This is a genomic window from Streptomyces sp. NPDC053432 (assembly GCF_055585365.1).
Map to the genome: position 1 here is coordinate 196,917 of NZ_JBVJKF010000008.1, position 16,575 is coordinate 213,491.

Below are 16,575 nucleotides of genomic sequence, written 5' to 3' on the forward strand. Positions count from 1 at the left end.
ACTGGTGTTACCAGCGCATGACCGGCGGGTCAATCGTGACGAAAGATTGACGCGGCCCGCCGGGCTCTCCCTCGAGAAAGAGCCTAGGGGCCGCGTCGACGCGGTGTTACCCGTTAGTAGTTCTTTGTGCGCGAGTTCACACGCTCGCTGCGCGCTTCTCCATCGCCTGGGTGTAGAGGCGGCCGGCGCGGTACGAGGACCGGACCAGCGGACCCGACATCACACCGGAGAAGCCGATCTCCTCGGCCTCCTTCGCCAGCTCGACGAACTCCTCCGGCTTCACCCAGCGCTCGACGGGGTGGTGCCGCGGCGAGGGGCGCAGGTACTGCGTGATGGTGATGAGCTCACAGCCGGCCTCGTGCAGGTCCTTCAGGGCCTGCGAGACCTCTTCGCGCTCCTCGCCCATGCCGAGGATCAGGTTCGACTTGGTGACCAGGCCGTAGGCGCGCGCCTGGGTGATCACGTCGAGGGAGCGCTCGTAGCGGAAGGCCGGGCGGATCCGCTTGAAGATCCGGGGCACCGTCTCGACGTTGTGCGCGAAGACCTCGGGGCGGGAGGCGAAGACCTCCTCCAGCAGCTCCGGGACCGCGTTGAAGTCGGGGGCCAGCAGCTCGACCTTGGTGTGGCCGGCCGCGCGGTCCGCCGTCTGCTCGTGGATCTGGCGCACGGTCTCCGCGTACAGCCAGGCGCCGCCGTCGGCCAGGTCGTCGCGCGCGACGCCCGTGATGGTGGCGTAGTTCAGGTCCATCGTGACGACCGACTCGCCGACGCGGCGGGGCTCGTCACGGTCCAGGGCCTCGGGCTTGCCCGTGTCGATCTGGCAGAAGTCGCAGCGCCGGGTGCACTGGTCGCCGCCGATGAGGAAGGTGGCCTCGCGGTCCTCCCAGCATTCGTAGATGTTCGGACAGCCGGCCTCCTGGCACACCGTGTGCAGTCCTTCGCCCTTCACCAGGGCCTGCATCTTGGTGTACTCGGGACCCATCTTCGCCCGGGTCTTGATCCACTCGGGCTTGCGCTCGATGGGGGTCTGGCTGTTACGGACCTCCAGGCGCAGCATCTTGCGTCCGTCGGGTGCGACTGCGGACACGACCGGCTCCCTGTGACTTCGATTCTTCGGCGTCCACCAGGGTACGCCCGTAATTCGTACGCTCTTACGTCCGGCCAACCTGCGCGGGACCGGTCGCATTCCCCCGGCTAGCCGGCGGCGGCCGGCTCTGTCTCGCGGGGCTTCAGTTCCGCGTGCTCCAGTACGTCCTTCAGGTGACGCTCGACGACCGGCAGCACCTCGGCGATGGTGACCTCCCGGCCCAGTTCGTACGAGAGCGAGGTCACACCGGCGTCGCGGATCCCGCAGGGGATGATCCGGTCGAACCAGGTGGCGTCCGGGTTCACGTTGAACGAGAAGCCGTGCATCGTGACGCCCTTGGCGACGCGGATGCCGATGGCGGCCAGCTTGCGGTCCTCGCGGCGCTGGCCGGCGTTGGACGGGGCGTACTCGGGGCCGTGGAGCCGGGCGTCGAACTCGTCGTCGCCGGTGCGCGGGTCCACGGCCGGTGCGGCGAGATCGAGGGTGAGGCCGCCGATCGCGGGGCGCTCCTCGATCGGGTCGCCCAGCACCCAGACCCCGGAGCGGCCCTCGACGCGGGTGGTCTCCAGGCCGAATTCGGCGGCGGTGCGGATCAGGGCCTCTTCGAGGCGGCGGACGTGCGCGACCACGTCCACCGGGCGGGGCAGCTTCATGATCGGGTACCCGACGAGCTGGCCCGGGCCGTGCCAGGTGATCTTGCCGCCGCGGTCCACGTCGATGACGGGGGTGCCGTCGAGCGGGCGCTCGCTGGGGTCGGTGCGCCGGCCGGCCGTGTAGACCGGCTGGTGCTCCAGCAGCAGGCAGGTGTCGCCGATCTCGTCCGCGAAGCGCGCCGCGTGCACCCGGCGCTGCTCTTCCCAGGCCTCGGTGTACTCGACGGATTCCGGCCCGAAGCCCAGATGGACAAACCCAAGCTCAGCCACCGCAGCGCCTCCTCGTTGAACCTGCTGTGTGCACCTATCGCACTCAGCAAGGGTACGGCGGCCCCGCGGGAGGCTCGGCGGGGGTCGGCGCAGGGCCCTGCGACGGGCCCTGCGGCAGCGCCGGGGGCGGGGCCTCCAGCGGCGGCCACGGCAGTTGCCTCGGCCGGCGCCGGCCCTTCGGCGGACGGTCCGGGTCCTCGTCCGCGCGCGGCAGCCGCCGGTGCCCCTCGGAGTGGTCGTTGACCCAGCCGCACACTCCGCACGCGTAACGGCCGTCGAGCCCCGCGATGTAGGTGCCGCAGCGCCTGCACTCGGCCTCGGTCAGCTCGGGCGGAGGCAGCGGAGCGGTGGATTCGGGTCGCTCCTCGGGGAGCTGAGCCCGGTGGGGCCGGCGGGTCATGGGCCGCAGCCTATGCGGAGGTAGCGGGCCGGTCCGTAAAGAGCCCTACCCATTCTGCACACGATCGGATGAATGTGGGGCAGAGAGGGCGGCGTGAGCGGAGTTCGCCGCTACATTCACGCCGTTCACAGGGCCGGGACACCGGTCCGTCACCCCAGGAGACCGTGGAGCCGATGACGGAACGACCTGCCCAGCGTGTCCCCAACCGGCAGCTCGCGGCGCTGATCGCGGAAGCCGGGTTCTCCAACGCCGGGCTAGCCCGCCGCGTCGACCAGCTCGGTCTGGAGCACGGTCTGGATCTGCGGTACGACAAGACCTCCGTGACCCGGTGGCTGCGCGGGCAGCAGCCGCGCGGGACCACCCCGGCGCTGATCGCCGAGGTCTTCACCCGGCGCCTCGGGCGGCGGCTGTCCGCGCAGGACCTGGGGCTGGACGCCTGCGCGCCCGTGTACGCGGGGCTGGAGTTCGCGGCCACCCCCGAGGAGGCGGTGGACATCGCGAGCGGGCTGTGGAGAAAGGACTCCGGCTCGCACGCCGAGCTGCGGAAGATCGCCTTCACCCCGGCCGGGCTGGTGGTGCCCAGCCGTGACTGGCTGATCGGGCGGCCCGACGAGCGGGTGGGACGCGGCGCGGAGGCGGCCGCCGCGGCGGCGGCCCGGGTGCCGGTGCAGGGACGGGCCTCGGTGCCCCGGCAGCGGCAGATCGACCGGGGGCCCGGGCAGCGGGTGACGGCCGGGGACATCGCCGCGCTGAGATCGATCGGCGAGCTGTTCCGCACCCTGGACCACGCCTACGGCGGCGGGCACGCCCGGCAGGCGCTGGTGCGCTATCTGGAGCACGAGGCGGAGCCGATGCTCCGCGGGACCTACGGCGAGACCACCGGGCGCCGGCTGTTCGCGGCCGCCGCGGACCTGACCCGGCTGGCCGGCTGGACCTCGTACGACATCGCCGCGCACGGGCTCGCCCAGCGCTACTTCGTGCAGGCGCTGCGGCTCGCGCAGGCGGCCGGCGACCGGGCGTACGGGTCGTACGTGCTGGTCACCATGAGCCGCCAGGCGGTCTACCTGGGGCACGGCCGCGAGGCGGTGCAGCTGGCCCGCGTCGCCCAGCAGGGCGTCGGCTCGGGCCCACCGCCGGTGGTGCAGGCGCTGCTGCACTCGGCGGAGGCCCGGGGGCACGCGGTGCTCGGCGAGGTGCGGGCGGCGACGGCCTCGCTGGTGCGGGCGGAGCGGTCGCTGGGCGCGGCCCGGCCGGGGGACGACGTACCGCACTGGGCGCGGGACTACGACGAGGCGCAGCTCGCGGACGAGTTCGGGCACTGCCACCGGGACCTGCAGCAGTACCGGGCCTCGGCGCAGCACGCGGAGCGCTCGCTGCAGCTGCGGGCGGCGGGGTACGCGCGTTCGCGGCTGTTCTGCCGGGTGGTGCTCGCCACGGCCCGGCTGGGGCTGGGCGAGCTGGACCAGGCGTGCGCGCTGGGCGCGGAGGCGGCGCAGCAGGCGATGGAGATGCGGTCGGTGCGCGCGGTGGAGTACGTGCGGGACTTCGAGCGGCGGCTGGAGCCGTACCGGGACGCGTCCGCCGTGCGGACGTACCGGGACCGGGTGGCCGCGCTGTCCTGACACGGTGCGGGCCCGGCCCCGCGTGGGGGCCGGGCCCTGGCCGGGTGGTTCTCAGGCCGCCACCGGGAGCGCGGGCCGGTCGGGCGACGGCAGCGGGATGCCGAAGTCGCGCAGGACGGCGGTGCCGGCGCGGCGGGCCGAGCTCAGGGCGCCCTGGACGGTGTTGGTGTCGCGGTGGTCGCCGCACACGTAGAGCCCGGCCAGGACCCGTACCGGGCGCCGCGGGTCGCGCGGCGGCGGCATGGCCGGGACGGCCTCCGGGGTGTGGTGGACGGCCAGCAGCTCCCAGTCGCGGGTGGCGCAGTCGTAGAGGCGGGCCAGGCGCGAGGCGACCGTACGGGTGGCCGGCGGCGGGCCGAGCACGGTGGTGGTGACCAGGCTCCGGCCGGCCGGGGCCCGTGTCGGGTCGACCGCGCTCATCACGGTGGTGTGCGAGACGGGCCACTTGGGGTCGCCGTCCAGGAGCAGCGAGCCGTCCCAGGGCAGGGGTGCGGCCGTTGCGTGGTGCAGGACGGTGACCTCGTGGAAGGCGGGCACGCGCAGGCCGGGCAGCAGCTCGGCGGCGGCGCGGGCTCCGGTGGCGAGGAGCACGGAGCGGCAGGTGAAGTCGCCGTGTCCGGCGGTGGTGACCAGGTTCGTGGCGACCGAGCGGACCCGGACCCCGGTGCGGACGGTGCCGGGCGGCAGGGCGGCCGCGAGCAGGTCGGGCAGGGCTGCCGCGCCGCCTTCGGGTACGGCGAGGCGGCCGCGGGCGAAGGTGCGCAGGGCGAGGTCGGCGACCCGGCTGGAGGTGGTGAGTTCCGGGTCGCGGAGCAGGGTGGCGAGCAGGGGCCGGAGCACTCCGTTGACGGTGCGCGGCGGCAGGCCGCGGGAGCGCAGGGCGGCCAGGGCGGTGCGTTCGGGCCGGGCGAGGAGCTTCTCCTCGGGCAGGGCGGCGAGCCGGCCGAGGGCCGCGCTGAGCCGGGCCTGGTCGAGCGAGCCGCTGGCCAGGGCGCGGGCGGGGGTGAGGGCGGCGGCCCGGAGCTGCTTCCCGTCGGTGTGGACCAGTACCCCGGGCGCGAAGGGGCGCAGGGTCAGGTCCTCCAGACCGGGGGTGCGTTCGAGTTCCGTGTACGAGGTGTTGAGCAGCTGGCCGATCCGGTCCAGCCGGAAGCCGTCGGCCGACACGGTGGCCATCCGGCCGCCGGGGTCGCCGGCGGCTTCCAGGACGGTGACGGTGACCCCCGCTGCGATCAGGTGGTGCGCGGCCGCGAGTCCTGAGACTCCGGCTCCTACGATGACTACGTCTGCGTGGTTCGAGCTGCTGAGCACGTGCCCCTCCCCGAGGTCGGCGCGGCTGTGTGGGGATCCTCCTTCCCTCAACCGGCTCCAGGGGAACCCGAGTTCGGCGTGCTATTACGGTCGGTTCCGGTCGCACGACGGTCGCACACGGGTCACGGACGGTCGCACACGGTCGCACGCACCGCGGAGCGGGGCCGTCAGAGGGCGGCGCGGATGGCGTCCTCGATGCCGGGGTCCCGGAACTCGAACCCGGACTCCAACAGGCGTGTGGGGCGGGCCCGCTGACTGCCGAGCACGTCGGAGGAGAGCTCCCCCAGCGCGACGCGCAGCGCGACGGCCGGCACCGGCAGCAGGGCGGGCCGGCGCAGGACCCGGCCCATGGCGGCGGTGATCTCGCGGTTGGTCAGCGGCTCGGGGGCGGTGAGGTTGACGGGGCCTTCGAGGGAGGGGGTGTCGATGATGTGGCGCAGGGCCGCGACCTCGTCCCGGAGGGAGATGTACGACCAGTACTGGCGGCCGTCGCCGAGCCGGCCGCCGAGGCCGGCGCGGAAGAGGGGGAACATCCGCCCCCAGGCCCCGCCCTCCCCGGCGACGACCAGGCCGGTGCGGGCGAACGCGGTCCGGATCCCGGCCTTCCGGGCGGGCGCGGCGGCGGCCTCCCACTCCACGCAGACCGAGGGCAGGAACCCCGTTCCGGCGGGCGCGCTCTCGTCGACGGCCCGGTCGCCCGTGTCGCCGTAGTACCCGACGGCCGACCCCACGACGAAGACCTGCGGGGGTTCGTCGAGGGCGGCCATCGCCCGCGCGAGGGCGGCGGTGCCGAGGACGCGGCTGTCGCGGATCTCCTTCTTGTACGCGGCCGTCCAGCGGTGGTCGCCGATCCCGGCCCCGGCGAGGCCCACGACGGCGCCGCAGCCGGCGAGGGCCCCGGGGTCCACGTGGCCGCGCGCAGGGTCCCACCGCGCCTCGTCGCCCGCGGCGGGCTCGCGGCGTACGAGGCGGACCACCTCGTGGCCGTCCTCCCGGAGGGACCGCACGAGGGCACTGCCGATGAGTCCGGTCGAACCGGTGACTGCGATGCGCATGCCGTTATCTTGCCGGGCCGTCGCGCCGACCGGGCGGTACCGGGCTGGCGCGCCCGGCCCCGGGGTCGGCCCCGGGCCCCCGCTCCTCAAACGCCGGAGGGGCTGATTTCCTCCGGCGGAACCTGCCCTGTGGGCGAACGAGCAGCGGGACCGGATCCGGCCCCGCCGGCGTTTGAGGCGCGGGGCCGGGGCGGAGCCCCGGGTCAGGTGGTGGTGCCCAGCCAGGTGCCGACCGCGTAGGTGACGGCCATCGCCAGAGCGCCGCCGCCGACGTTGCGGGCAACCGCGCGGAGCGCAGGGGCCGCGCCCAGCCGCGCGCTCAGCACCCCGCAGAGCGTGAGCGCCACCACCACCGAGACCACCGTCACCGGAACACGCGCCGACGGCCCCGGCAGCAGGATCGCCAGCAGCGGCAGCAGCGCCCCCACCGTGAACGCGATCAGGCTCGCGAAGGCCGCGTGCCACGGGTTGGCCAGCTCGTCGGGGTTGATCCCGAGCTCCACCCGGGCGTGCGCCCGCAGCGCGTCCCGCGCCGTCAGCTGCTCGGCCGCCTCCCGCGCCACCCCCCGGCTCAGCCCCCTCGCGGCCAGCAGGTCCGCGAGCTCCTGCAGCTCCGCCTCCGGTTCCTCCGCGAGCTCCCGGCGTTCCATGTCGAGCGCGGCCCGCTCGGAGTCCCGCTGCGAGCTGACCGAGACGTACTCCCCCGCCGCCATCGACAGCGAGCCCGCCAGCAGGCCGGCGACCCCCGCCGCGAGGATCGCTGAGCGCGAGGTGGTGGCCCCCGCGACGCCGACCACCAGGCCGGCGGTGGAGATGATCCCGTCGTTGGCGCCGAGCACACCCGCGCGCAGCCAGTTCAGCCGGGTGCTCATCTCCCCGCTCGTGGAGCCGCCGCCCGTGCCGTGCGCCTCGATGTGCGCCCGCGTCGGGGTCTTCCCCGCGCTCGCGGCCTTCCCGGAGCCTTCGTCTGCCGTCACGCCACCACTGTCGCGGCAGCCGCCCCGGCGGGCCACCCGGCGGCCGGTCCGGGGTGCGCGGGCCGGGCCCGCGTACCAGGGTGGAGGAGTGAGACGCGGACGCGAGGATCCGGGCTGGCTGCGGGGCGAAGCTCCGCCGCGCTGGGCCAGGCTCGCGCCCGTGGTGGCGCTGGTGGTGCTGGTGCTCGCCCAGCGGCTGACACCGGGTGACGTGGAGCTCGGCTTCTTCCTGGCAGGCCTGCCGCCGGTGGCCGCCTTCGCGTACGGCCCGGCCGGGACCGCCGCCTTCTCGGCCATCGTGCTCGGGCTGCTCGGCGCGCCCAGCCTGGTCGCCGCGCACCCCCAGGGCACGGATCTGGCCACGGTGGCCGCGGTGGGGCTGCTCAGCGTGGTGATCTCCTGGGTGCGACGGCGCCGGGACGCGCAGCTCGTCAGCGTCAGGACGGTCGCCGAGGCCGCCCAGCTGGCCGTCCTCCCGCCCGTCCCGGAGCGGGTCGGCGGGGTGCGCTGCTCCGGCCTCTACCGGGCGGCGCAGCGCGGCACCCTGGTCGGCGGCGACCTGTACGACGTACGGGCCGGTCCGTTCGGGGTGCGCGCGGTGATCGGGGACGTGCAGGGCCACGGCCTGGCGGCGGTCGGCACGGTGGCCGCGCTGCTGGGGGCCTTCCGCGAGGCGGTGCTGGACGACAAGGAGCTGGCGGCCGTCGCGGCGCGGCTGGACCGGCGGCTGCTGGCGGACGCGGCGGCGGACAGCTCCCTGGAGGCGCCCGAGCTGTTCGCGACGGCCGTGCTGATGGAGTTCCCGCCCGGGCTGGACCTCGTACGGGTCGTGTCGTGCGGGCATCCGCCCGTGCTGTGCCTGCGCGGGGCGGAGGTGTCGGAGGTCGAGGTGGAGCCGGGGCCGCCGCTGGGGCTGGGCCTCGCCGGGCCGGCCCCACCGACGGTGTCGGAGCTGCCGGTACGGCCCGGGGACCGGCTGCTGCTCCACACCGACGGCGTGACGGAGGCCCGCGACAGGGCGGGCCACTTCTACCCGCTGGCCGCGCGGGTCCCGGTACTGGCGAGGGATCCGGGCGGCCTGGTCGAGGCCGTCTGGCGGGACCTGTCCGCCTTCACCGACGGCGGTCCCTCCGACGACGTGGCCCTGCTGCTCCTGTCACTCGACGGCTCGCCCGAACCCGGCTCGCCCGACGGCCCCGCGTGACAGGAGCGGCGGTCAGCGGCTCACGCGGCCTGGATGAACGCGCGCACCATCCGGCAGGTGACGTTGGACGGCCGGTGGATCCCCGTCCGGACGGCCATCGTCCGGATCTTCCGGTTGGTGGCGCGACGAGCGTCGTACGTCCCCGAGTCGAGCAGGGATATCGCCAGCCGCATCGCCTTCAGACGGCGGTTGTGGTTCTCGTACCACTCGCGGGGCAGGCCTGCGGGCAGTGGCTTCTTCTTGACGTTCTGAAGGGTCGTGGCAGTGGCCATCTACAGCCTCCCAAACGGTAGTTGGCTTCCTGTCGTTCTCCCTGAATTTTACCGGGGACCACTGACAAAAGCCCTGGCCGGGCAGGGCCTGGATAGGCTGGACGCCATGGAGATCTGGATCAATCCCGCCTGTTCCAAGTGCCGCGGCGCGCTGACCCTGCTGGACGCGGAGGGCGCCGACTACACCGTGCGCCGCTACTTGGAGGACGTGCCCTCCGAGGACGAGATCCGCGAGGTCCTCGGCCGCCTGGGGCTGGAGCCGTGGGACATCACGCGCACCTCGGACCCCCTGGCCGGGGAGACCGGCGTACGGGAACTGCCGCGCGAGGAGACCGATGAGGCGCGGGGCCGCTGGATCGCGCACCTGGCGGCGCACCCCAGGCTGATCCAGCGCCCGATCATCACCGCCGAGGACGGCACGGCCGTGGTGGCCCGCTCCGAGGAGGCGGTCCGCGACGCGCTCTCACGCAAGGGCTAGGGCGATCTGCTCGGCCGCGGTCAGCGGCAGCGCGTGGTGCGAGACCCCCGGCAGCACGTCGACCCGCGCGGCCGGCAGCGCCGCCCGTGCGGCGCGGGCCGCGCGGAGGGCGTCATGGCAGCGGGCGCGCCCGGCGAACAGGACGCGGACCGGCAGCTCCCCGAGCCCGCCCAGCCGCGGCCGCGGCCCGGTGACGGGGCGTACGGCGGGGAACCCGGCGGTCTCGTCCTGGAGCCGCAGCCAGGCGGCGTCCAGTTCGGCCCCGCCGGTCTCCCAGGCCAGGAAGGAGCGGATCCGCCGAGGGGTGGGCCGCACCAGCATGGGCAGCGCGCGCAGTACGTAAGCGGGACGCAGTCCGCCGAACACCTGGGTCGGGTCGAGCAGCACGAGCCGGGCCGGCCGCCCGGACCGCTCCGCCGCGTAATGGGCCGCGATCCAGGCCCCGTACGAGTGCCCGACGAGGGTGGGGGGCCCGCACGCGCCGAGGCCGTCGATGACGGCATCGAGCCAGCCGACCAGATCCCCGACCGTGCGGATCGCCCGCCCCGGCGCCGGAACGCTGAGGCCCGGTTCCCCCATCAGGTCCACGGCGTGCACCCGATGACCGCGGACGAGCGCGGCGGCGCAGGCGCCCCACACCGTGGACGTGGCCCCGCCGCCCGGGAGCAGCAGCACCGGCGGGGCGCCGACGGGACCGCAGCTGTTGACGCGGGTGACCCCGTACGGAGTGGCCAGCTCCGTACCCTCGACCGGCCCGGGCCACCGCCCGAGCACCTCTTCGTAGGCAGCACGAAACGACACGGCGACCGCTCCCTTACCTCGCCAGGCGATAATCTCGCTCAACGAGATATCTTACGGAGGCACCATGACCGACGACAACCTGCAACTGGTGCACCTCCTGCGGGCGGTCACCGTCGAGTTCGGCCTGCGCCAGGCCGAGTTCGCCGCCCGCAACGGCATGCACCCCACCGACGTACGGGCCCTGATCTGCCTGCTGGACGCGGCCCGGGCCGGCGAACCGGCCACGGCCGGGCTCCTCGGCGCCCGCCTCGGCCTCAACTCGGCCGGCACCACCGCCCTGATCGACCGGCTGGAACGCCTCGGCCACGTCGCCCGGTTCCGCGACGACCGCGACCGCCGCCGGGTGCTGCTGCGCGTGGAGCCGCAGGCGATCAGCCTGGGCCAGGACTTCTTCGGCCCCCTCATCGACGGACTCCTCGACGTCCTGGACTCCCTCGACCCCGCCGAACGGGACACCGTACGCCGCTTCCTGACGGCCACCCACACCGTCTTCACCACGCGGGAGCCGGGCGCGTGACCGGCACCGACCTGCACCTGGAGCTGCCTGCCGGGGGCGCCCGGCGGACCGCCCTCGCACAGGCCCTGCGGGAGGCCGTGCGCACCGGCCGGCTGGCCGCCGGGACACGGCTGCCGCCGTACCGGACACTGGCCGCCGACCTCGGGCTGGCCCGCAACGCCGTGGCCGACGCCTACGCCGAACTCGTCGCGGAGGGCTGGTTCACCGCCCGCCAGGGCTCCGGCACCCTCGTCGCCGAGGGCGCGGCGACCACCACCCGGACCGCTGCCCCCGCGCCCGCGCCCGCCACCCCCCGCCACGACCTGCTCCAGGGCAAGCCCGATCCGGCCTCCTTCCCCCGCAGCGCCTGGGCCGCGAGCGCCCGCCGGGCCCTGACCGGCGCTCCCACCGAGGCCTTCGGCCCGGGCGACCCCCGGGGCCGTCCCGAGCTGCGGCGGGCCCTGGCCGACTACCTCGCCCGCACCCGTGGGGTCCGCACCACGCCCGCCCACATCGTCGTCTGCTCCGGTTTCGCGAACGGGCTTCGCCTGCTGGCTTCCGTCCGCCCCCGGGACTGGGCCGTGGAGGCGTACGGACTGCCCTTCCACCACGGCATCCTGGAAGCCGCCGGGGTCCGCGCCCACCCGGTCCCCCTCGACGGGGACGGCGCCCGCACCGACGCACTCCCCTCCCGGGCCCGTACGCTGCTGCTCACCCCGGCGCACCAGTTCCCCACGGGCACCCGCCTGCTGCCGGCCCGCCGCGCCGCCGCCGTGGAGTGGGCGCGCCGCACCGGCGGCCTGATCGTCGAGGACGACTACGACGGCGAGTTCCGCTACGACCGCAAGCCGGTCGGCGCCGTCCAGGGCCTGGCCCCCGGGCACGTGGTGTACGCGGGCTCGCTCAGCAAGAGCCTCTCCCCCGCGATCCGCCTGGGGTGGCTGGCCCTTCCGGACCACCTGGTCGAGCAGGTGGTGGCGGCGAAGGGCCTGCGGGAGTCCTGGGCGAGCGCCCTGGACCAGCTGGCCCTGGCCGACTTCATCGACTGCGGCGCGTACGACCGCCACGTCCGCCGCATGCGCAAGCGCTACCGCGGGCGCCGCGACCAACTGGCCGCCGCCCTCGCGGCCCACACCCCGCACCTGCGTGTGACGGGCATCGCGGCGGGCCTCCACGCGGTGGTGGAACTCCCCCCGGGCCAGGAGGCCCCCGCCCTGGCCGCGGCCCGCGCGGCGGGCCTGGCCCTGGACGGCCTCTCCTCCTACCACCACCCGTCGGCCCCGCCACCAGCCCGGGAGGGCCTGGTGATCGGCTACGCGTCCGCCCCGGACGCCGCTTTCACCGGGGCCCTGGACATCTTGACGGGGGTACTGGGGGCTGTCCGGCAGGAGGGTGGAGGTGCCGCCGCCGCTACTCCGCCCCGCCCGGCGCCATGTCGTACGTGACCCACATGGTCCGTGTGGCCACCTGGTCGTACTTGGCGCGCGCACGGTGGTTGTCGTCGGCCGTGATCCACCGCACCACGCTCCAGCCACGCTCCTCCGCAAGCTCGCGCAGGGCCCCGAGCAGCAGGTCCGCGGCGCCCGAACCCCGGTGCTCCGGGCCCACGAAGAGGTCGTCGAGGAAGCAGCCGACCGTCGCGGACAGCGGACGGGCGAAGGGGCGGTAGTGGGCCAGGCCGAGGAGCCGGCCGTCGGCGTCCTCGGCGACCAGGGCCCCGACCTCGTGGCCGGGGTCGTGCACCCACGACCACACCGTCTCGGCGGCGGTCTCCGTCTGCTCCACCCGGTAGAAGTCGGCGTAGCCCTGGTAGAGGGCCCGCCACTGGGCGAAGTCCTCGGGGCGGGCGGGGCGGACGTGGATGTCGGACATGCGGGACCCCCATGGTCGGTGACTGGGTGCGGATACCACCGATCATGCTCCAGCAGCGCGTGGCCGGGTAGCACGGGCATTGCGCCGCACCGTCGAATCCGCGCAGGCCGGCATGCCACCACGGACCTTGCCGCTCACGCGGCTCCCGCGGCCGACACCGCCGACGCCGCTCACACCGCTCACGCCGCCGACGCCGCTCACACCGCTCACGCCGCCAGGAACTCCGAGAGCAGCCCGCCCAGCACGTCGGGGCGTTCCAGGTGGAGGTCGTGCCCCGCGCCCGGGACGCTCACGGCCAGGGTCTCCGGCCGTCGCCGCAGCATCTCCCCGGCTTCCGGCCCGTCGATGATGCCGTTCTGGCCGATGACGGCGAGGGTCGGGCAGGCGACCCGCTCCCACTCCTCCCACCAGGAACGCCGGGCGTTCTCCTCCAGCGAGCGGACCATCGTGCCGGGGTCGAAGCGCGGCCACCATCCGCCGTCCCGCTGTTCCAGTCCGGCCGCCCACCCCTCGCCGACCGGTCCGCCGCCGAGGAAGGCGACGGCGTCCTTGCGCGTGGGGAAGGGGCGGGGCCAGGAGTCGAACCATCCGCCGATCTCCGCCTGCAGCTCCGGCTTCCCTCCTCCCGGTCCGGCCTCGACGAGCACGAGGGCGTGGACGCGGGCGGGGTGCGCGGCGGCGGTGAGCATGGCCGTGTGGCCGCCCAGCGACTGGCCGGCCAGGGCGAACCGGCCCAGCTCCAGCTGGTCGGCCACCGCGAGGACGTCCGCCACGTACGCGGCGCGGGATACGTCGGCCGGGTGGCGGTCGCTGCCCCCGTGACCCCGCTGGTCGACGGCGACGACCCGGTGGCGGGGGCTCAGGTGCCGCGCCGCCGCGTCCCATTCGCCCGCGTGCCCGGCCAGCCCGTGCAGGAGGACGACGGGCGGCCCGTCCGCGCCCGGGCTGCCGCCCCAGTCCCGGCAGGAGAGCCGTACCCCGTCCCGCACCACGGTCCGCTCGGTCCATCGCACGAGGCGTCCGTTCGTATCGGATTCCATGATCTTCCTCCCCGCCGCAGGGTACCGACCGCCCCCTTCGCGTCCGGGGCCCCGGAGGCTCGTAGGGTGGCGGGATACCGAATACGGACGAACCGCATCAAAGGACCCGCCGTGACCGAGCCGACGCCCCCGACTCCGCAGCCCGATCCCCAACAGCCGCCCCGGCAGCAGCCGCAGCCCGAAGCCCGGCCCCGCTCCCCCTTCCCCCCTCCGCGGCGGGGGGCCGACTGGATGTTCGGCGGGGTGTACGGGACCGTGCTGGCCAGTGCGCTGCTCGCCGCGCTCGACCGGCAGGGAGGGGAGTACGCCCCCTTCTACGACGCCAGCTGGGTCCTCGTGACGGCGGCCGCGGCCGGGCTCGCGCACGGCTACTCGCACCACATGACCACCCATCACCGCGGCTCCGCCGCCCACCGGTGGCACGTGCTCGTCCGGGCGCTGTGGAACGAGTGGCCGATGATCGTGGCCACCCTGCCCACCGTGCTGCTGCTGGTGGCGGCCGGCATCGCCGACTGGGACTCCTCCGGCGTGACCGCCGTCGGACTCGGCCTGAACACGGCGCTGCTCTTCGCCTGGGGATCCTTCGTGGCGCTCCGGGTCGGCTACCGGCTCGGCCCGGCGCTCCTCATCGGCCTGGCCGACGCCACGATCGGCCTGGTCATCATCGTGGCCAACGCGGTCATCAAATAGGGGACGCCCAGGGCGGACTCAGCCGGGAAGCTGTTCCTCCGCCTCCGCCAGGATCTCGGTCAGCCGCGCGCCGAACTCCGCGCCCCGCGGATCCGGCACCCCGGTGCGGGCCGCCGTGAGCAGCGCGTCCAGGGCCCGGCCGTAGGCGCCCGGTACGTCGCTCCAGCCAGGCAGCGTGTGCACGCCCTCGGCGCCGCGCAGTTCCAGGCCCACCCCGGCGGCCCCGTGCGGGGCGCACAGGCTGAGGACGGCGGTGCTGGCCGCGCCGGAGCCGTGCCGCAGAGCCAGTTGGACCACGTCCGAGGGGCCCCGGGTGGCACTGACGGCGGTGACCTCGCCGAGGACCGGGATCAGTACGGACAGCGCGTGCGGGCCCACGTCCCAGAGCCCGCCCTTCTCCTTGCGCCACAGCGAGTCGGCGTACGCGCTGGGCGTGCCGTCGGGCGGGAAGACGGCGCCGAGCCAGTGGGCGGACGCGGTGAACCAGCCCTCCCGGCCGGCCTGCTCGGCGACCCAGCCGGCGGTGGGCTCGGCGAAGCGCAGGGTGAGGAAGACGACGGAGGCGACCTGATGCCGAGCCACCGCGTCGGCGACGGCCCGGGCGTCCTCGACGGTGGTCGCGACGGGTTTGTCGAGCAGCAGGTGGCAGCCGGCCGCGGCGGCGCGGACAGCGAGCGGGGCCTGGACGTCGGGCGGCAGGGCGAAGGCCACGGCGTCACAGTCGGCGAACAGCGCGTCGGGGTCTTCGTACACCTTCACGCCGTACTCGCCCGCCAGCTCGGCGGCGGCCTCGGGGCGGCGGCCCCACACTCCGGCGAACTCGGAGCCGGCGTGCGCGGCGAGGGCGGGGGCGTGGGTGCGGCGGGCCCAGGGGCCGGTGCCGAGCAGCCCGACCCTGGGGCGGGGGTGCGTGACCGAGCTCAAATCAGACGAAATGCTCACGGCCCCAGTCTGCCTGACGCGGCGCCCCACTCGGGCCCGGCCCGGGCCCCACCCGGACGGACGCCCGGCCCCCGGCCTTCTTCCGGCCCGCACAGCCCACCCGACCTGCGGCGTAAACCTCGGTAACACGGGGTTCACACATGGGCAACGGAAGGGAAATCGCGGACGGGCACGCTGCGGTCATCACCGCAGCGCGGCAATGAAGCAGAGCGGCGGCCGGCACAGCACCCGCAGAGTCTGAGGATGGGGCCCGTGAGCTACAAGGCTGAGTACATCTGGATCGACGGCACCGAGCCGACGGCGAAGCTTCGCTCCAAGACGAAGATCCTGGCCGACGGCGACGCGCTGCCGATCTGGGGCTTCGACGGATCCAGCACCAACCAGGCCGAGGGCCACGCCTCCGACCGCGTGCTGAACCCGGTCTTCTCCTGCCCGGACCCGATCCGCGGCGGCGACAACATCCTCGTCCTGTGCGAGGTCCTGAACATCGACATGACCCCGCACGAGTCGAACACCCGCGCGCTGCTGCGTCCGGTCGCCGAGAAGTTCGCCGCGCAGGAGCCGGTCTTCGGCATCGAGCAGGAGTACACCTTCTTCGACGGTGACCGCCCGCTCGGCTTCCCGGTCGGCGGCTTCCCCGCCGCGCAGGGCGGCTACTACTGCGGTGTCGGCTCGGACGAGATCTTCGGCCGCGAGATCGTCGAGAAGCACCTGGACCACTGCCTCGCGGCGGGCCTGAGCATCTCCGGCATCAACGCCGAGGTCATGCCGGGCCAGTGGGAGTTCCAGGTCGGCCCGGTCGGCCCGCTGGAGGTCTCCGACCAGCTGTGGATCGCGCGCTGGCTGCTGTACCGCACCGCCGAGGACTTCAACGTCTCCGCGACGCTGAACCCGAAGCCGGTGAAGGGCGACTGGAACGGTGCGGGCGCGCACACGAACTTCTCGACGAAGTCGATGCGCGAGGACTACCGCGCGATCATCTCCGCGTGCGAGGCGCTGGGCGAGGGCAGCAAGCCGCTCGACCACGTGAAGAACTACGGCGCGGGCATCGACGAGCGCCTGACGGGTCTGCACGAGACCGCCCCGTGGAACGAGTTCAGCTACGGCGTCTCCGACCGCGGCGCCTCGGTGCGCATCCCGTGGCAGGTGGAGAAGGACGGCAAGGGCTACATCGAGGACCGCCGCCCGAACGCGAACGTGGACCCGTACGTGGTGACCCGCCTGATCGTGGACACCTGCTGCACGGGCCTGGAGAAGGACGGCCTGGTCTGACCCCGGCCCCCTGAGCCGCCCCCCCGGCCCCTCCTGCCGACGACGCCCGCCGAGCCCCTGTGGCCCGGCGGGCGTCGTCGTCCCGGCGGTCCGCGAGCGGCCGGAACCGGGCCGAGGAGAGGACCGCGGGGTA

At 74.7% G+C, this 16,575-nt stretch carries 18 protein-coding genes; 7 read left to right on the plus strand and 11 right to left on the minus strand.

What is annotated here, in order from left to right; all coding sequences use genetic code 11:
* Positions 1 to 136: 136 nt before the first annotated feature.
* The 3 genes from lipA to ACZ6Y1_RS16090 form a co-directional block, all read right to left on the minus strand.
* Complete coding sequence (gene lipA / locus ACZ6Y1_RS16080; RefSeq protein ID WP_469628738.1) at positions 137 to 1,087, minus strand: lipoyl synthase; 951 nt, start codon at positions 1,085 to 1,087, stop codon at positions 137 to 139.
* Between the two features lie 107 nt (positions 1,088 to 1,194).
* A complete protein-coding gene (lipB, locus tag ACZ6Y1_RS16085) occupies positions 1,195 to 2,010 on the minus strand; it encodes a lipoyl(octanoyl) transferase LipB (RefSeq protein ID WP_469628740.1) in 816 nt (271 codons plus the stop codon).
* A 43-nt stretch (positions 2,011 to 2,053) separates the two neighbouring features.
* Positions 2,054 to 2,410 carry a hypothetical protein gene (locus ACZ6Y1_RS16090; protein WP_469628743.1) on the minus strand — a complete coding sequence of 119 codons (357 nt, stop codon included), beginning with the start codon at positions 2,408 to 2,410 and terminating at the stop codon, positions 2,054 to 2,056.
* A gap of 173 nt (positions 2,411 to 2,583) precedes the next feature.
* Here ACZ6Y1_RS16090 and ACZ6Y1_RS16095 point away from each other — a divergent pair, with 173 nt between their 5' ends.
* Positions 2,584 to 4,032 carry a regulator gene (locus tag ACZ6Y1_RS16095; protein ID WP_469628746.1) on the plus strand — a complete coding sequence of 483 codons (1,449 nt, stop codon included), beginning with the start codon at positions 2,584 to 2,586 and terminating at the stop codon, positions 4,030 to 4,032.
* A 51-nt stretch (positions 4,033 to 4,083) separates the two neighbouring features.
* On the opposite strand, the gene ACZ6Y1_RS16100 is transcribed toward ACZ6Y1_RS16095, so the two are convergent.
* The 3 genes from ACZ6Y1_RS16100 to ACZ6Y1_RS16110 all read right to left on the minus strand — a co-directional run bounded on the left by ACZ6Y1_RS16100 (position 4,084) and on the right by ACZ6Y1_RS16110 (position 7,270).
* On the minus strand, positions 4,084 to 5,343 hold the full coding sequence (locus ACZ6Y1_RS16100; RefSeq protein ID WP_469628748.1) for an FAD-dependent oxidoreductase: 1,260 nt from the start codon (positions 5,341 to 5,343) through the stop codon (positions 4,084 to 4,086).
* A gap of 167 nt (positions 5,344 to 5,510) precedes the next feature.
* Positions 5,511 to 6,398 (minus strand): TIGR01777 family oxidoreductase, encoded by an 888-nt coding sequence (locus ACZ6Y1_RS16105; protein ID WP_469628751.1) that lies wholly within the window; start codon positions 6,396 to 6,398, stop codon positions 5,511 to 5,513.
* A 203-nt stretch (positions 6,399 to 6,601) separates the two neighbouring features.
* Positions 6,602 to 7,270: a VIT1/CCC1 transporter family protein gene (locus ACZ6Y1_RS16110; RefSeq protein WP_469629123.1), complete on the minus strand. Its 669-nt coding sequence runs from the start codon at positions 7,268 to 7,270 to the stop codon at positions 6,602 to 6,604.
* A gap of 193 nt (positions 7,271 to 7,463) precedes the next feature.
* Between ACZ6Y1_RS16110 and ACZ6Y1_RS16115 the strand changes: the two genes are divergently transcribed.
* Positions 7,464 to 8,579, plus strand: coding sequence for a PP2C family protein-serine/threonine phosphatase (locus tag ACZ6Y1_RS16115; protein WP_469628755.1), 1,116 nt, complete (start codon positions 7,464 to 7,466; stop codon positions 8,577 to 8,579).
* A 20-nt stretch (positions 8,580 to 8,599) separates the two neighbouring features.
* Here ACZ6Y1_RS16115 and ACZ6Y1_RS16120 read toward each other — a convergent pair whose 3' ends face one another.
* Positions 8,600 to 8,851 (minus strand): hypothetical protein, encoded by a 252-nt coding sequence (locus ACZ6Y1_RS16120; protein WP_469628758.1) that lies wholly within the window; start codon positions 8,849 to 8,851, stop codon positions 8,600 to 8,602.
* A gap of 106 nt (positions 8,852 to 8,957) precedes the next feature.
* On the opposite strand from ACZ6Y1_RS16120, the gene ACZ6Y1_RS16125 reads away from it, so the two are divergent.
* Positions 8,958 to 9,329: an ArsC/Spx/MgsR family protein gene (locus ACZ6Y1_RS16125; protein ID WP_469628762.1), complete on the plus strand. Its 372-nt coding sequence runs from the start codon at positions 8,958 to 8,960 to the stop codon at positions 9,327 to 9,329.
* Here ACZ6Y1_RS16125 and ACZ6Y1_RS16130 read toward each other — a convergent pair.
* Positions 9,315 to 10,130 (minus strand): alpha/beta hydrolase, encoded by an 816-nt coding sequence (locus ACZ6Y1_RS16130; protein ID WP_469628765.1) that lies wholly within the window; start codon positions 10,128 to 10,130, stop codon positions 9,315 to 9,317. The genes ACZ6Y1_RS16125 and ACZ6Y1_RS16130 overlap by 15 nt on opposite strands.
* Before the next feature lie 64 nt (positions 10,131 to 10,194).
* Between ACZ6Y1_RS16130 and ACZ6Y1_RS16135 the strand changes: the two genes are divergently transcribed.
* Both ACZ6Y1_RS16135 and pdxR read left to right on the plus strand, forming a co-directional pair.
* Entirely contained in the window at positions 10,195 to 10,647 is a 453-nt protein-coding gene (locus tag ACZ6Y1_RS16135; protein WP_469628768.1) for a MarR family transcriptional regulator, read from the plus strand.
* Positions 10,644 to 12,071 (plus strand): MocR-like pyridoxine biosynthesis transcription factor PdxR, encoded by a 1,428-nt coding sequence (pdxR, locus tag ACZ6Y1_RS16140; protein ID WP_469628771.1) that lies wholly within the window; start codon positions 10,644 to 10,646, stop codon positions 12,069 to 12,071. Before ACZ6Y1_RS16135 ends, pdxR begins: the two co-directional genes overlap by 4 nt.
* On the opposite strand, the gene ACZ6Y1_RS16145 is transcribed toward pdxR, so the two are convergent.
* Both ACZ6Y1_RS16145 and ACZ6Y1_RS16150 read right to left on the minus strand, forming a co-directional pair.
* Positions 12,037 to 12,498, minus strand: coding sequence for a GNAT family N-acetyltransferase (locus ACZ6Y1_RS16145; protein WP_469628774.1), 462 nt, complete (start codon positions 12,496 to 12,498; stop codon positions 12,037 to 12,039). The genes pdxR and ACZ6Y1_RS16145 overlap by 35 nt on opposite strands.
* Before the next feature lie 206 nt (positions 12,499 to 12,704).
* Positions 12,705 to 13,538 (minus strand): alpha/beta fold hydrolase, encoded by an 834-nt coding sequence (locus ACZ6Y1_RS16150; protein ID WP_469628777.1) that lies wholly within the window; start codon positions 13,536 to 13,538, stop codon positions 12,705 to 12,707.
* A 111-nt stretch (positions 13,539 to 13,649) separates the two neighbouring features.
* Here ACZ6Y1_RS16150 and ACZ6Y1_RS16155 point away from each other — a divergent pair, with 111 nt between their 5' ends.
* Entirely contained in the window at positions 13,650 to 14,228 is a 579-nt protein-coding gene (locus ACZ6Y1_RS16155; RefSeq protein WP_469628779.1) for a hypothetical protein, read from the plus strand.
* A gap of 18 nt (positions 14,229 to 14,246) precedes the next feature.
* Here the strand turns inward: ACZ6Y1_RS16155 and ACZ6Y1_RS16160 are convergent, their stop codons facing one another.
* Positions 14,247 to 15,164, minus strand: a complete 918-nt coding sequence (locus ACZ6Y1_RS16160; protein ID WP_469629126.1) for a Gfo/Idh/MocA family protein — start codon at positions 15,162 to 15,164, stop codon at positions 14,247 to 14,249.
* Positions 15,165 to 15,422: 258 nt separating this feature from the next.
* Here ACZ6Y1_RS16160 and glnII point away from each other — a divergent pair, with 258 nt between their 5' ends.
* The gene (glnII, locus tag ACZ6Y1_RS16165) at positions 15,423 to 16,442 is read left to right on the plus strand and encodes a glutamine synthetase (protein WP_469628782.1); all 1,020 of its coding nucleotides are present in this window, start codon (positions 15,423 to 15,425) and stop codon (positions 16,440 to 16,442) included.
* The last annotated feature ends 133 nt before the right edge of the window (positions 16,443 to 16,575 follow it).